The organism is Burkholderia sp. APQ4-4ca (assembly GCF_057837105.1).
In genome coordinates this window covers 1-14,096 of sequence record NZ_JBYQCG010000246.1, presented here as the reverse complement: position 1 = coordinate 14,096, position 14,096 = coordinate 1, and the positions used below count along the sequence as shown (strand labels likewise).

General features: G+C 65.1%; 13 protein-coding genes and 1 pseudogene. 7 read left to right on the top strand and 7 right to left on the bottom strand.

Annotated elements, in window-relative coordinates; translation table 11 throughout:
• Nucleotides 1-5: 5 nt before the first annotated feature.
• Nucleotides 6-2,693: a pyruvate dehydrogenase (acetyl-transferring), homodimeric type gene (gene aceE, locus AC3IFE_RS33985; protein ID WP_489194793.1), complete on the bottom strand. Its 2,688-nt coding sequence runs from the start codon at nucleotides 2,691-2,693 to the stop codon at nucleotides 6-8.
• A 173-nt stretch (nucleotides 2,694-2,866) separates the two neighbouring features.
• Here aceE and AC3IFE_RS33980 point away from each other — a divergent pair, with 173 nt between their 5' ends.
• Complete coding sequence (locus AC3IFE_RS33980) at nucleotides 2,867-3,322, top strand: MarR family winged helix-turn-helix transcriptional regulator (protein WP_489194791.1); 456 nt, start codon at nucleotides 2,867-2,869, stop codon at nucleotides 3,320-3,322.
• An 18-nt stretch (nucleotides 3,323-3,340) separates the two neighbouring features.
• Here the strand turns inward: AC3IFE_RS33980 and AC3IFE_RS33975 are convergent, their stop codons facing one another.
• Nucleotides 3,341-4,453 carry a transketolase-like TK C-terminal-containing protein gene (locus tag AC3IFE_RS33975; RefSeq protein WP_489194789.1) on the bottom strand — a complete coding sequence of 371 codons (1,113 nt, stop codon included), beginning with the start codon at nucleotides 4,451-4,453 and terminating at the stop codon, nucleotides 3,341-3,343.
• 105 nt (nucleotides 4,454-4,558) lie between these two features.
• Between AC3IFE_RS33975 and AC3IFE_RS33970 the strand changes: the two genes are divergently transcribed.
• Complete coding sequence (locus tag AC3IFE_RS33970) at nucleotides 4,559-5,206, top strand: glutathione S-transferase family protein (protein WP_489194932.1); 648 nt, start codon at nucleotides 4,559-4,561, stop codon at nucleotides 5,204-5,206.
• 287 nt (nucleotides 5,207-5,493) lie between these two features.
• The gene (locus tag AC3IFE_RS33965) at nucleotides 5,494-6,744 is read left to right on the top strand and encodes an MFS transporter (RefSeq protein WP_089470129.1); all 1,251 of its coding nucleotides are present in this window, start codon (nucleotides 5,494-5,496) and stop codon (nucleotides 6,742-6,744) included.
• Between the two features lie 353 nt (nucleotides 6,745-7,097).
• Here AC3IFE_RS33965 and AC3IFE_RS33960 read toward each other — a convergent pair whose 3' ends face one another.
• The gene (locus tag AC3IFE_RS33960) at nucleotides 7,098-7,469 is read right to left on the bottom strand and encodes a hypothetical protein (protein ID WP_489194786.1); all 372 of its coding nucleotides are present in this window, start codon (nucleotides 7,467-7,469) and stop codon (nucleotides 7,098-7,100) included.
• Nucleotides 7,470-8,053: 584 nt separating this feature from the next.
• Between AC3IFE_RS33960 and AC3IFE_RS33955 the strand changes: the two genes are divergently transcribed.
• Entirely contained in the window at nucleotides 8,054-9,172 is a 1,119-nt protein-coding gene (locus AC3IFE_RS33955; RefSeq protein WP_489194784.1) for a porin, read from the top strand.
• Nucleotides 9,173-9,348: 176 nt separating this feature from the next.
• Here the strand turns inward: AC3IFE_RS33955 and AC3IFE_RS33950 are convergent, their stop codons facing one another.
• On the bottom strand, nucleotides 9,349-9,747 hold the full coding sequence (locus tag AC3IFE_RS33950; protein WP_006486027.1) for a GreA/GreB family elongation factor: 399 nt from the start codon (nucleotides 9,745-9,747) through the stop codon (nucleotides 9,349-9,351).
• Between the two features lie 516 nt (nucleotides 9,748-10,263).
• On the opposite strand from AC3IFE_RS33950, the gene AC3IFE_RS33945 reads away from it, so the two are divergent.
• A complete protein-coding gene (locus AC3IFE_RS33945) occupies nucleotides 10,264-10,593 on the top strand; it encodes a DUF4148 domain-containing protein (protein WP_489194782.1) in 330 nt (109 codons plus the stop codon).
• A gap of 158 nt (nucleotides 10,594-10,751) precedes the next feature.
• Here the strand turns inward: AC3IFE_RS33945 and AC3IFE_RS33940 are convergent, their stop codons facing one another.
• Nucleotides 10,752-11,213, bottom strand: a complete 462-nt coding sequence (locus AC3IFE_RS33940; protein ID WP_069619283.1) for a CBS domain-containing protein — start codon at nucleotides 11,211-11,213, stop codon at nucleotides 10,752-10,754.
• A gap of 176 nt (nucleotides 11,214-11,389) precedes the next feature.
• Between AC3IFE_RS33940 and ribA the strand changes: the two genes are divergently transcribed.
• Both ribA and AC3IFE_RS33930 read left to right on the top strand, forming a co-directional pair.
• Nucleotides 11,390-12,040, top strand: coding sequence for a GTP cyclohydrolase II (gene ribA / locus AC3IFE_RS33935; RefSeq protein ID WP_089470125.1), 651 nt, complete (start codon nucleotides 11,390-11,392; stop codon nucleotides 12,038-12,040).
• Nucleotides 12,041-12,261: 221 nt separating this feature from the next.
• Nucleotides 12,262-13,536 (top strand): tyrosine-type recombinase/integrase, encoded by a 1,275-nt coding sequence (locus AC3IFE_RS33930; RefSeq protein ID WP_489194779.1) that lies wholly within the window; start codon nucleotides 12,262-12,264, stop codon nucleotides 13,534-13,536.
• Here AC3IFE_RS33930 and AC3IFE_RS33925 read toward each other — a convergent pair.
• Both AC3IFE_RS33925 and AC3IFE_RS33920 read right to left on the bottom strand, forming a co-directional pair.
• A complete protein-coding gene (locus tag AC3IFE_RS33925; protein WP_489194777.1) occupies nucleotides 13,481-13,762 on the bottom strand; it encodes a helix-turn-helix transcriptional regulator in 282 nt (93 codons plus the stop codon). The genes AC3IFE_RS33930 and AC3IFE_RS33925 overlap by 56 nt on opposite strands.
• A gap of 30 nt (nucleotides 13,763-13,792) precedes the next feature.
• A pseudogene (locus tag AC3IFE_RS33920) lies at nucleotides 13,793-14,096 on the bottom strand (hypothetical protein); the annotation flags it as partial.

Sequence of the window (14,096 nt, the reverse complement as noted above, 5' to 3'; positions counted from 1 at the left end):
CATGACTACACCGTGGCCGGATCGACCTTGCCGATATCGATGCCGTAACGCCGGATCGCTTCGCCGACGCGCGCACGTTCGATCACGCCGTCGTCGGCGAGCGCCTTCAGCGCGGCGATCGCGATGAAATGCCGGTCGACCTCGAAGAACGCGCGCAGCGCCTCGCGCGTATCCGAGCGGCCGAAGCCGTCGGTGCCGAGCGACACGAAGCGGCGGCCATCGACGAATGCCCGGATCTGGTCGCCGACGATCTTCATGTAGTCGGTCGCGACGACCACCGGGCCCACGCGGCCGTCGAGGCATTGCCGCACGTACGGCACGCGCGGCGCCTGCTCCGGATGCAGCAGGTTCCAGCGTTCCGCGGCGAGTCCGTCGCGGCGCAGCTCGGTCAGGCTCGTCGCGCTCCATACGTCGCTCGACACGCCGAAGTCCTGCGCGAGCAGGTCGCTCGCGGCGAGCGTTTCGCGCAGGATCGCGCCGCTGCCCATCAACTGCACGTGCGGCGCATCGGCCGCGTGCGGCGTGGTGCCTGCGCGCAGCAGGTAGAGCCCCTTCAGGATGCCGGCCTCCGCGCCGTCGGGCAGTGCCGGATGCGGATAGTTTTCGTTGAGCAGCGTGATGTAGTAGTAGACGTCCTCCTGTTCCGCGAACATCCGCCGCAATCCGTCGCGCACGATCACCGCGAGTTCGTACGCATAGGTCGGGTCGTACGACACGCAGTTCGGAATCACCGACGACAGCACCAGGCTGTGCCCGTCGTTGTGTTGCAGCCCTTCGCCCATCAGCGTCGTGCGGCCCGATGTCGCGCCGAGCAGGAAGCCGCGCGTGCGCGCGTCGCCGGCGGCCCACGCGAGATCGCCGACCCGCTGCAGCCCGAACATCGAATAGAAGATGTAGAACGGGATCGTCGGCAGTCCGTGGTTGCTGTACGCGGTGCCGGCCGCGATCCACGACGCGATCGCGCCCGATTCGTTGATCCCTTCCTGCAGGATCTGCCCGTCCTTCGCTTCCTTGTAGTAGCTGAGCTGGCCCGCGTCCTGAGGCGTATAGAGCTGGCCGAGATGCGAGTGGATGCCGATCTGGCGGAACAGGCCCTCCATCCCGAACGTGCGCGATTCGTCCGGCACGATCGGTACGACCAGCTTGCCGAGCTGCGGGTCTTTCAGCAGCGTGCCGAGGATGCGCACGAACGCCATCGTCGTCGACAGGCCGCGCTCGCCGGTGTCCTTCAGTTGCGCGTCGAACGCGGCGAGCGGCGGCGTCGGCAGCGGCGCGACCGCATGGAAGCGGGCCGGCACGTGGCCGCCGAGCGCGGCGCGGCGTTCCGCGAAATAGCGTGCCTCGGCACTGCCCGGTTCCGGCTTCAGGTAAGGCAGCTCGTCGAGTTGCGCGTCGTCGACCGGCAGCGCGAAGCGGTCGCGGAATGCGCGCACCGCATCCGCGCTCATCTTCTTCAACTGGTGATTCACGTTCTGGCCTTCGCCGGCTTCGCCCATCCCGAAGCCCTTGACCGTCTTCGCGAGCACGACGGTCGGCCGGCCGTCCGCGCGCATCGCCTGCGCATAGGCCGCATGCACCTTCTCCGGATCGTGGCCGCCGCGCGCCAGTTTCCAGATGTCGTCGTCGGACAGGTCGGCGACGAGATCGAGCAGTGCCGGATACTTGCCGAAGAAATGCTCGCGCACGTATGCGCCGCTTTGCGACTTGAAGGTCTGGTAATCGCCGTCCACGCATTCCATCATGCGCTGGCGCAGCAGGCCCGTCGCGTCGCGCTCGAGCAGGCGGTCCCAGCCGCCGCCCCAGATCACCTTGACGACGTTCCAGCCGGCCGCGCGAAACGTGCCTTCGAGTTCCTGGATGATCTTGCCGTTGCCGCGCACCGGGCCGTCGAGGCGCTGAAGGTTGCAGTTGACGACGAAGATCAGGTTGTCGAGCCGCTCGCGCCCGGCAAGCGAGATCGCCGCGAGCGATTCGGGCTGGTCCATTTCGCCGTCGCCGAGAAACGCCCACACCTTGCGGCCCTGATGCGCCTTCAGCCCGCGATATTCGAGGTAACGCATGAAACGCGCCTGATACGCGGCCGTGAGCGGCCCGAGCCCCATCGACACGGTCGGGAACTGCCAGAAATCGGGCATCAGGCGCGGATGCGGATACGACGACAGCCCGTCGCGGCCTGCTTCCCGACCGGTTTCGCGGCGGAAATTGTCGAGCTGCGCGGCCGTGATGCGGCCTTCCAGATACGCGCGGCTATAGATGCCGGGCGCCGAATGGCCCTGGATATAGACCATGTCGCCGTCGAACGTGTCGGTGCGGCCGCGGAAAAAGTGGTCGAAGCCGACGTCGTACAGCACGGCCGCCGACTGGTAGGTCGCGATGTGGCCGCCGACGTTCGAATGCCGGCCGGCACGCAGCACCATCACCATCGCGTTCCAGCGGATCATCGCGTTCAGCCGCCGCTCGAGTGCGAGGTCGCCCGGGTAGGGCGGCTGCCGCTCGCGCGGCACCGTGTTCACGTATGCGGTCGTCACGCGGCCGTGCAGATCGCCATGGCGGGCCGCGTCGAGATCGGCGAGCTGGTCGAGCAGGTAATGCGCGCGCGGGCGGCCTTCGAGCGCGATCACGGATTCGAGCGCGTCGAGCCATTCACGGGTTTCCTGAGGATCGATGTCGGGTAACGCGAGAGGTGCGGTCATGCAGTGTCTCCAGAAGCATCAGGCAGCGCGCAGCGACGGTCGTGGCGCCGCGTCGCGCGACGAAACGCCCACCGGTCGGCGGGCAAGTAGTTGCAATTGCAATCGTATGGCGGGCATTGTTATCGAGGTAAAATTTAATTGCAACTGCAATTCAATGAGAGGAACGACCTGACATGAGCGCACCCGAACCCGATCTGTGGTTCTCGTTCGTCCGCGCGCACCGGACGATGATTCGCGAGATCGAACGCCGTCTTGCGGCGGCCGGCCTGCCCGCGTATGCGTGGTACGACGCGCTGTGGGGGCTCGAAAGCGGGCCCGACGGCACGCGCCGCATGCGCGAACTGGCCGACGTGCTCGCGATCGAGCGCTACAACCTCACGCGGCTCGTCGACCGGCTCGAACAGGACGGGCTCGTCACGCGCGCGCGGTCGGCCGACGACGGCCGCGCGGCGTTTGCGAGCATCACCGACAAGGGGCGGACGCTGCGCAGGAAGATGTGGAAGGTGTACCAGTCGACGGTCGCGGAGCTGTTTCTCGACCAGTTCACCGGCAAGGAGCAGGCGGCGATGGCCGCCGCACTCGATCGCGCGAGCGCCGCGGCGCGCGACGCGGCGGCCGACGCGAAGTAGCGGCGTCCGGCGCGCGCATCAGCCGCGCGCATGGCCGCGCATCGCCTGCGCGGCCCAGTCTGCCGGCACGCGGCCGTCGTCGGCCAGCAGGCGCAGCGCGACCGCGACGATCCAGCGTGCGGTCGGCACGCGTGCGCCCGGCCCGGCCGAATCCGCGCCGAGCGCGGTGAAGCGGGCCGGCACGAACGCACCGATCTGCGCGGCGACGTGCCGTGCATAGCCGGTTACCGCGAGCACCGGCGTGCCGCCTTCGCCGAGACAGGCTCGCACGTGCGCAACGCGCGGTACGTCATGCGGATGCAGCAGGTTCCAGCGTTCGGCCGCGCGACCGTCGCGGGCGAGCTGCGTATAGCTCGGGCAACTCCAGATCGTCGAGGCGATCCGCCATTCGTCGTGCAGCAGGTCGGCCGCTTCCATGACCTGCGCGAGCGTGCTGCCAGCGCCGCACAGCCGGATCTGCGCTGCGGCGTCGGTGGCCGTACGCCGGCCGGCCCGCACCATGCCGTTGAGCGCGTCGCGGGCGGCGGCCGCCGACAGCGGCTTCGTATCCGGCCCGCAGTCGTCATGGCTCGCGAGATAGAAGAAGCCGGGCTGGCCGGCGACGTAGAGCGTGCGCAGCGCGTGGCGCAGGATCGCGATCGCTTCGTGCGCCGACGCGGGATCGTACGGCGTGCACGCGGCGTTCGCGGCGAGCCAGTGCGGGACGTCGGGCGTCACGCCCTTCGGCCATGACGACGCGGCCGTTTCCGCGTCGTTGACGAAGATTCCGCGATCGACGGTTTCGATCGATGCCAGCCGCAGCCGGTCGATCGCGCGCGCATGCAGCAGATACAGCAGCGGCCGCTCGAAACGCTTGCCCGGATCGAGAAACCGCAGCGGCCACGCACTGATGTGGCGATGCGCGTGCGCACCGGGAGACGACTCGCACGCATCGGCGCGGACGATCCACACGCGTTTCGACGTCACCGCATCGCGTTCGAGGCACTCGGCGGCCGCGCGCATCGCGCCGAGCGGCGATATCGCCGCGCCCGGCGGCACGAGCCGCCGCGTCGTCAGCCGTTCGAGGCAGGCCGTCGCGGCGCGGCGGGTGTCGGGCGTCCGCACGGGCGGACCGGATCGCGCAGCCTGCATGTCCCTCCTTCGAGTACTGGCATGTCGCCGGCGTCGTCGATTCCGGCATAGGATTGCAATTGCAACGATTGTAATTGCAACGATAACCCGATGACAAGGACCGACATGACCTCGACGCACGCCCTCACGTTCTATACGGCCGACACGCCGAACGGACACAAGATCGCGATCTACCTGGAAGAGGCCGGGCTTGCCCACGATCGCGTGCAGGTGAACCTGTCCGCCGGCGAGCAGCGCAGCCCGGCATATCTCGCGATCAATCCGAACGGCAAGATCCCGGCCATCGTCGACCACGACACGGGGCTCGCCGTATTCGAATCCGGCGCGATCCTCAGCTATCTCGCCGAGAAAACGGGCTACCTGCAGCCCGACACGCTGGCCGAGCGCACGGCGGTCCGGCAATGGCTGCATGTCCAGATCGGTGCGATCGGGCCGATGCTTGGCCAGCTGTGGTGGTTCCTGCGCGCATCGAAGACGGGCAATGCGGAAGCGATCGACCGCTACCGGAAGGAGGCGCTGCGTCTCTACGGGGTCGTGAACGGCCGCTTGTCGGAATCGGCGTATCTGGCGTCGTCGCGGTATTCGATCGCCGATATCGCGGCGTTTCCGTGGCTGCGCACGGCGGCCGAGCTCGATCTCGACGTCACCGGTTTTCCGCACGTCGAGCGCTGGCTTGCCGATATCGCCGCGCGGCCGGCCGTTCAACGGGGCCTGGTCGCGTGCCGCGCGCCAGTGACCGCGGCGGCGCACTGACGTCGCATCGCCCGCGCCGCGTGGACGGCGCGGGCGCCGGCCGCCCGCTGCCGGTGAAACATTGTCCCTTCGTCGTCAACGTCTCGAATGCGTGATATTCGCGCCGCTCGATCCGGTTTGGCGTGGCCGTGAATCGATGACGATGTGGCGCATGGCCGGCCCCCGGGCCGTACAGATGCACGAAGCGCAGGAGAGAGCCGATGCTTAGTATCGCGGCCGGCGGCCTACCGCGACTGCCGCCCGCTCATTACGCTGGGGCGATCATCCACTCTGTCCGGAAGGTCGCCATGTCCCGGCTCGACTACACACTGCTCGGCCCCTGTCTGCTCGCCATCGCGCTCGACGCGATGGGATTCGGGCTCGTTTATCCGATGATGTCCGCGATCTTCAGCGATCCGCACGCGGGCATCCTGCCGGCCGACGCCGGCGCGCACGCGCGCAATTTCTATCTCGGCCTCGGCTACGGGATCTACCCGCTGTGCATGTTCTTCGGCTCGTCGCTGATGGGCGAGCTGTCCGACCGCTACGGCCGCCGCCGGATCCTGCTGCTGTGCGTGCTCGGCCTCGCGGCCGGCTACGCGATGATGGCGGCCGGCGCGTGGCATGCCAGCGTCGCGCTGCTGCTGGCCGGCCGCGGGCTCACCGGCCTGATGGCCGGCTGCCAGGGCATCGCGCAGGCGGCCATCACCGATCTCAGCACGCCCGACACGAAGGCGTACAACATGAGCATCATGTCGCTCGCGTTCAGCGCAGGCGTGATCGTCGGCCCCGTGCTCGGCGGCGTCACGTCCGACCGGACGATCTCGCCGCTGTTCGACTACGGCACGCCGTTCGTGCTGGTCGCCGCGCTATCGCTGATCTGCGCATGCTGGACCTGGGCGTCGTATCGCGATTCCGCCGCGCCGCGCGGCGATACGCGCATCGATCCGCTGCTGCCGCTGCGGATCATCATGGAGGCGGCGCGCCAGCGCAACGTCGCGTTCCTGTCAGTGGTGTTCTTCCTGATGCAGGTCGGCTACGGGCTCTACCTGCAGACCATCATGCTGCTGTTGCAGGCGAAATTCGGCTATACGAGCGCGCGGCTCGGGCTGTTCAGCGGCGTGATCGGTATCTGCTTCGTATTCGGCCTGCTGTGCGTCGTGCGGGTGATGCTGCGCGTGTGGCGCGTGATCGATATCGCGAAGACGGGCCTGCTCGTCGCCGGGCTTGGCCAGATCCTGTCCGCGCTGTTTCCGCACGAACCGGTGCTATGGGCGCTTGCGATGGTCGTCGGCTGCTTCGACATGGTTGCGTACACGACGATGTATACGGCGTTTTCCGATGCCGTCAGCGACGACCGGCAGGGCTGGGCGCTCGGCGTCGCGGGCTCGGTGATGGCGGTCGCGTGGGTCGTGACGGGCGCGCTGACGAACCTGCTGCCCGTATTCGGCGAGACCGGGCTGCTGCTGATCGGCGGCGCGGGTTTCCTGCTCAGCTTCGCGATGATGGTCGCGTACGGCCGCACGCGGCCGGGTGCGCGAACGGCCGTGCTGTCGTAGGCGGCTCGCACGTACGTTAGTCTGCCCGCGGCGATGATCCGGTGAGCTCACGAACATCATCGTGCGCTCTGCGCGGCGCGCCGTCGTGCGCGTGAGCTGGCAGGAGGCGGGCGTCGGGCGCGACGCACGCATCGGTCGGTTGGCTGGCGGTATGCGGCAGACGAGCGCGAGGGGGGGCGAGCATGGCCGGATGCATTCGCATCGCCATGGCATGACTTCGCGATCCGAACGATGTCGTCGGAATGGCGGCCAAACGATATGTTGACCGTCGCGCATGATTCCGTGGCGCGGACGGCATTTACGCTCGCGCGCGATTCGGCTCCGGACCTTGATCGGCCGGAGCCGAATCGCTGCTACCGCCACGCACCGTCGACGTAGACCCACACCGGCCCCTGCCGGCGCCAGTAGCCGGGTACCCAGCGGCGTCCCGGGCGTCGTGCGACCCAGCGGCCGGGCACCCATATATAGCGGCCGCGCTGCCAGCGCCAGTAGCCGTCCGTCCATATATAGCCATGCGGCCGTGGCGGTGGCGGGCGACGGTCGTGACGGGCCGCCGGCGGCGCGAAGCCGGGGCGATCCGCATACGGCGGCCCGCCGGGAACGCGGTGCGGGCCGGATGGCCGGTACACGGGCGGGGCGGCCTGGGCCGAGGCGGCACGCAGCCAGCCGGTGCCGACGAAGGCGGCGGTCAATCCGATGGCGCGCAGCAGCGAGCGTCGATTCATGGGGGTTCCTGTTCTGTATCCGAGGCCGTCCTACATTAGCCTGCCGCCGCGCCCGCCGGGTTACGCGGGCGGTCAAGGCTGTTACCGAGTGTCACGGCAGGCGCGAACTGCCTTTCCTTTCTGACGGCTGACGGGATCTCGGCTGGGTGCCGGCGCCGCCCGCTGTTTACGGGTCGAGGGGACGTTTGGGATGCGGCTTCGCCAATATTTGAGATGGAGTTGGGTAATAATTACCGTCTTTGGGGTGGCGAACCGAATCCGCTTGTTGTTTCTATGCAACCGTCAAGACGATGACATGTAAGAATGGTGCGATGAAAGCCTCCAAAAAGTCTTCGTCAAGAAGTCAAAAACAAACGTTAAAACAAATACTTATGACACGTCCCCACTTTCATTATTTCTAGTTCTGGAAAAGCTTATTTCTTTATTTGCGGATCGCTCCCCTAGGGTACACCCCTAAACTCACGGTTCCCAAACGGGCAACTATCCGGGCGCCGCCAGCAGGACCGATGGCGCTCCCGGGCGGTTGCAGACCGTTTATGAACAAGGTCGCGAGACCTGCCTCTTTTTAGAAGGGAGCTCCACGAATGAACAAGACTCTGATCGTTGCAGCAGCTGCAGCATCGTTCGCTACCGTCGCTCACGCGCAAAGCAGCGTCACGCTGTACGGCGTGCTGGACGCAGGCATCACCTACACGAGCAACGTCCAGCCGGCACTCGGCCAAGCTGGCAAGTCGCGTTGGGCGATGGGTTCGGGCATTGACCAGAGCCGTTTCGGCCTGCGTGGCTCGGAAGACCTGGGTGGCGGCCTGAAGGCAATCTTCACGTTGGAAAGCGGCTTCGGCATCGGTGACGGCAAGCTGGGCAACAACGGCGGCATGTTCAACCGTCAAGCATTTGTTGGCCTGACGAGCCAGTACGGCACGGTCACGCTGGGCAAGCAGTACGATGCAGCGCAAGACTACCTGGCGCCGCTGACGGCAACGGGCTCGTGGGGCGGCACGTACTTCGCGCACCCGCTGAACCTCGATCGTCTGAGCACGACCGGCGATGTCGCGTCGAACAACACGATCAAGTTCACGAGCGCGAACTACGCTGGCCTGCAATTCGGCGGCACGTACTCGTTCTCGAACAACACGAACTTCGGCAACAACCGTGCGTACAGCGCGGGTGCCGCATACCAGTTCCAAGGTCTGAAGCTGGCTGCTGCATACTCGCAAGCGAACCTGGGTGACGGTACGAATGGTAGCGGCGCAACGTCGTCGGCGATCGGTGGCCTCGCTTCCCAAGGCCGCGTCCGCACGTACGGTGCTGCTGCTGGCTACGCATTCGGCCCGGCACAAGTCGGCGCTGCATGGACGCAAGCACGTCTGGACAACAACGCAGTTGGTGTGGGCACGCTGCGCACCGACAACTACGAAGTGAACGCGAAGTACAACCTGACGCCGGCTCTCGGCCTGGGCGCTGCTTACACGTACACGAACGCGAAGATCAACAACGGCAGCACGCACTGGAACCAGTTCGGTCTGCAAGCTGACTACGCACTGTCGAAGCGCACGGACGTCTACGCACAAGCTGTGTACCAGCGTGCAGCGAAGAACGGCATCGGCGCGTCGATCTACAACGGCAACAGCTTCGCTGACAACCTGCCGAGCTCGTCGATCAACCAAACCGCAGCAACGGTTGGTCTGCGTCACCGCTTCTAAGCGTGACGGGCGGGGCAACCCGCTTAGCAGCATCGAAAAGGCGCCTTCGGGCGCCTTTTTTTCGTCTGTGGAAAGCAATGACGATGATCCGGATCGTCCGGATGCAAAAAAGCGAGGCTCGTGCCTCGCTTTTGTCGTTCTGCGCACTGTATGGCGCGACGTTGGCCGCCGGTGGTTCAGCGCGTGTATTCGCCGTTGGCTTCCGGCTGGAACACGATCGCGGCAACCTTCATCAGCTTTTCGGCGCCGCTCGGCTGCATCACCTTGACCATCTGGCCGCGCTGCGTGCCCAGCAGCGCCATGCCGACGGGCGAGAACACGTTCAGGCGTCCGAGTTCGAGGTTGGCGGCGTCCGGATAAACAATCGTCCAGGTAGCCTGTTCCTGGGTCGCTTCGTCGAGCAGCGTGATTTGCGAGTTCATCGTGACGACGTTCGCCTTGATGGCGTCGGGCTGGACGATATCGGCGCGTTCGAGCAGCGTGTCGAGCATCGTCTGGAAGCGCGGGTTGTGCTCGGCGTGCTTTTCGAGGCGGGCGACGTCGAGTTCGGTCAACTGGTAAAGGCGTTGTTTCATGGTGGTTCTCCAAATGATCGGCAGGGGCAGGCGTGGCGTGCCTATGAGGATCGCCCGGAGCCTGTCTAACCTGGCTCCGGGTGGAGACCGAGCGGTCAGATCAGGCGCCGGGCAGGGGCGAGCGGCGCCTGGGCCGTGCGTCGAGCGAGGGGATGCGCCGGCTGTCCGACGCGCGCGCGCACGCCGGCCGGGCCGGACGGCGAAACCGAGAGGGGCGTGAGCGCGTACATGGTGGATGGAATATCGACTGGCGAATGGAACCTTACGATTCTACAACACAACCTTCCCAACAGGTGATCCGGCTGTTGGCGTTTCGTCAGCGATTGTTGTGTGGGTGAAGCAAGTTGGAGCGACCCTGTCCCGAAACAGTGGGCGATCTTTTCGAAAAACGCAACGCTGTTTATTCAAACTAAGGGTTTCCCCTTGGAGTGGCGAACACTACACTGAATTCAATCGCTTCAGACAGTCACTGCAGGGGCGACGTCAAAAGAGAACATATTCCGGAGGTAAATCATCATGAAGTCGATCATCTACGCAGCCATCGCCGCATCCGTCCTTGCCGCTCCGATCGCATCGTTCGCGCAGTCCGAGCAGGGGTTGACCCGCGCTCAGGTCAAGGGCGAACTCGTGCAACTGGAGCAGAACGGGTACAAGCCGCTGGCGAGCGACTCGCAATATCCGAGCGACATCCAGGCTGCCGAGCAGCGCATCCAGCCGAACCAGCCGATGCTGGCGCAAGCCGATACCAGCGGCTACGGCGCTGTCGCAACGGGTGCCGCGCAAGCTGGCCGCCGTGTGACGCGGGAAGCGCCGAATCCCGTGAATTCGGTCTACTTCGGTAACTGATTGAACGTCCCCGGGTCTGCCCGAGCGCACCGCTGAAACGACGAGACGCGCGCCAGTCGCGCGCGTCGTTCGCCCGCAGGAGCAGAACCTCCGTCGCCGCATGCCGGCGGCTTCCCGCCCAGACGCTCACGCGTTTGGGCCTTTTTTGCTGGGGCGGATCAGGCGGACGTGACGCTCGGCGTGCCGTGGATGTAGTGTTCGAGCTGGCTGATCGTGAACTGCTGATCTGCAATCACGCTCTTCACGAGGTCGCCGATCGAGATGAGGCCGACGAGCTTCCCGCCGTCGAGCACGGGCAAGTGGCGCATCCGGTGCTCGGTCATCAGCGCCATGCACTCGTCGGTGGATTGCGACGGTTCGACGTAGCGCACCTTCGCCGTCATGATTTCCTCGACGCGGGTGGCTTTCGACGAGCGGTCCTGCAGGACGATCTTGCGCGCGTAGTCGCGCTCGGTGACGATGCCCGCGATGTCGTCGCCGTCCACGACCAGCAGCGCGCCGATGCCTTTTTCCGCCATCAGCTTGATGGCGTCGTAGACGAGATCGGTCTTCGTGACGGTGTAGATGGTGCGGCCCGAATCCGGCTTGGCCTTGAGAATCTGCGCGACAGTCGTGCTCATTCGCTTTCTCCGTGTGCAGGTCGATGCAGGGCAGGCGGGGCGTGATGCGCGTCACCCGGTGAGCCCAGTATAGCCGGGCGGGCGGCGGCAGTCGCGTGACGTTTCCAGATTAGCGGTAAACTCCCGTCACGCACCATCCACATAACTCCTACATTCCCGAAGTTTCGATTGAATTCATGATGTCTTCGCGTCCCCAATCGCCCCCGCCGGGCAATGGCCAGGCAGACGAGTGCGTGACGCTCGTCGCTACCGCGTCGCTACCTACGCGCTACGGTACGTTCACGTCGTACGCGTTTCGCGTATCGGGCAGCGATGCCGAACACCTTGCGCTCGTGATGGGCGACGTGACGGGCGAGCAGTCCGTGCTGACCCGGCTGCACTCCGAGTGCCTGACCGGTGACGTGTTCGGCTCGTACCGCTGCGATTGCGGCGAGCAACTCGATCTCGCATTGCGTTACATCGCGGCCGAAGATCGTGGCGTACTGCTGTACCTGCGCGGCCATGAGGGCCGCGGCATCGGCCTGAGCAACAAAATTCGCGCGTACGCGCTGCAGGAGCAGGGGCGCGACACCGTCGAGGCGAACCTCGATCTCGGCTTGCCCGACGACGCTCGTGAATACGACTCGGCCGCTGCGATCCTTCGCATCCTCGGTGTGACGTCGGTGCGGCTGATGAGCAACAATCCGAAGAAGTTCGATACGCTCGTGAAGCACGGCATTCCCGTTTGCGAACGCGTGGCGCTCGCGGTGCCCGTGCGCGAGGAAAACGAACGGTATATCCGCACGAAGCAGACGAAGTTCGGGCATTACTTCGAGGAAAACGAGTAACGAAAACAAGGGGCTCTGCGGAGCCCCTTTCTCTATCTGGTTCTCACGCCTCGAAGGCTTTCTGGTAAAGGGTTTGAGCCGAAAGTTGCGTTTGTCAGGTGGCTTGTCTGCACTTGACGAAATGGGCGAAAACTTGGCACTCTGGCGTAACATTTTCCTACGCCAGACCGAAAAGCTACGCTGCGGTCTCGGCTCACAACAAAAACCTACGCCGACCGCTGATGAGATTCGACGCGCGCACCGCGAGCAAACTGCCTGCGGGACAACACATGACCTTTGACGGATTCCCCGGCCTCCGCTTCCAGGCCAGCGAGAGCCGTCGTTCCTGGATCTACCGATACAAGTCCCCCATTGACGACCGAATGCGCCAGGTGAAGCTCGGCGAGTGGCCGGCTATGGGTTTCCCTGCGGCGATTTCTGAATGGGAGCAAAAGCGAGCGGCGCGTGATGCTGGGGCCGATCCCGCTGCTGCAAAGCGCGAGAAACGCGCCGCGGTTGCTCATTCGCGCGCCGTCGACGCATACACCGTCAAGCAGGTGTGTTTCGACTATATGGGCGGCTATTTGGAGCCGAACCGCAAGGACAAGGGCGTGATCGAGGTTAGGCGGATGTTCAAGGCGATGCTCGGCCCGATCGAGAACGTTCCGGCCGCGTCGATAACTCGTGCCCAGGCGTTCGAATTCTTGGATGCATATCGTGCCACGCCGGCGCTCGCTGCACGGCTCCGCATGGAGCTGGGCGGAGCGTGGGACTATGCGATGGACGCTGGGAGGTTGCCTGATGGCACGCCGAACTGGTGGCGAATGATCCTGCGTGGCAAGCTTCGCAGCAAGGGGCGCATGATCGACGGCGTCGCCATGGGCACAAAAAAGCGGGTATTGAGCGAGGATGAGGTCGGCACGCTGCTCCGCTGGCTGCCGAATATGAGCCTAACGGTTTCGGACGCGATCACGTTGTATCTGTGGACCGGCGCCCGCGGCGGCGAAATCATTTCTATGGAGTCGCACGAAATCGCCGACGAGGCGGACGGCCTCTGGTGGACCGTGCCGAAGGAAAAGACGAAGAATTCATGGCGCGCGAAAGCCGGGGATTTGCGGGTGCCGCTCGTTGGTCGAGCCGAAGCCGTCGTCCGTCGACGCAAGGACCAGGCCGTGAACGGCTTTCTGTTCCCGACGTCGACCGGCGAGATGATGAAGCAGACCGTTGTTTCGCACGGCATTTACTATCATCAGCCGTACTGTAAGCAGGCGCCAAATCACAATCGGCCTCGGCTTCCTGTTACACACTGGTCGCCGCATGACTTGCGCCGCACGGCCCGAACAATGCTTGCGGCGCTTGGATGCCCGCACGATGTGGCAGAGGCGGTGCTCGGTCATATTCAACCCGGAGTGGCCGGTGTGTATAACCGTCATCATTACGACCGCGAGCGACGTGAGTGGCTCACCCGCCTCGGGCAGTTTCTTGACGAGCTCGCGCTGAAATATCCGAAGAAATAGCGCGCCGACGTCGGTTGCCGTGGCCCGTGTTGGGCGGAGGCGCGAGGTCCGACTCCGGGCACGCTTCCGCCCAGGCTTCCACTTCGCGCGTCAGCCACGCTACGCGCCGATCGGAGAGCAGCCGCGGCTTCGGGAATTTGCTCTCGCGCACCAGTTTCTGAACGGTTGCTTCCGACAGCGAGAGAACTGTCGCGACTGCAGGCAAGTCGAGGTAGATCGGTTTCATTCTTATTTCTCTTTCTTGTAGCGGGCGATATCACGCCGCGCTCGCGTGATCAGATGAGCGTTCGGCTTGGCAAACACCCGACGGACACGGACACACTTCGCAGCCGGGATGAGTGAATCGTGAGTCGTACTGCGCTGGTGCCGGCGGCTCGACCGGGGCAAGCCCATATCGTGCGATCAGGTCTGCGGACAGGTCGGGATGTGCCGATGCGCAAGCAATCGCGTATGCCTGAAGCGCGGCCCGCGCATGCTCGTCGTGCGTCGTATCGAGCACGAAATATTCACAATCGTGGTGCTTTCCGCCGGGCTGGTCGCTGCCATCGACACGGCGAACG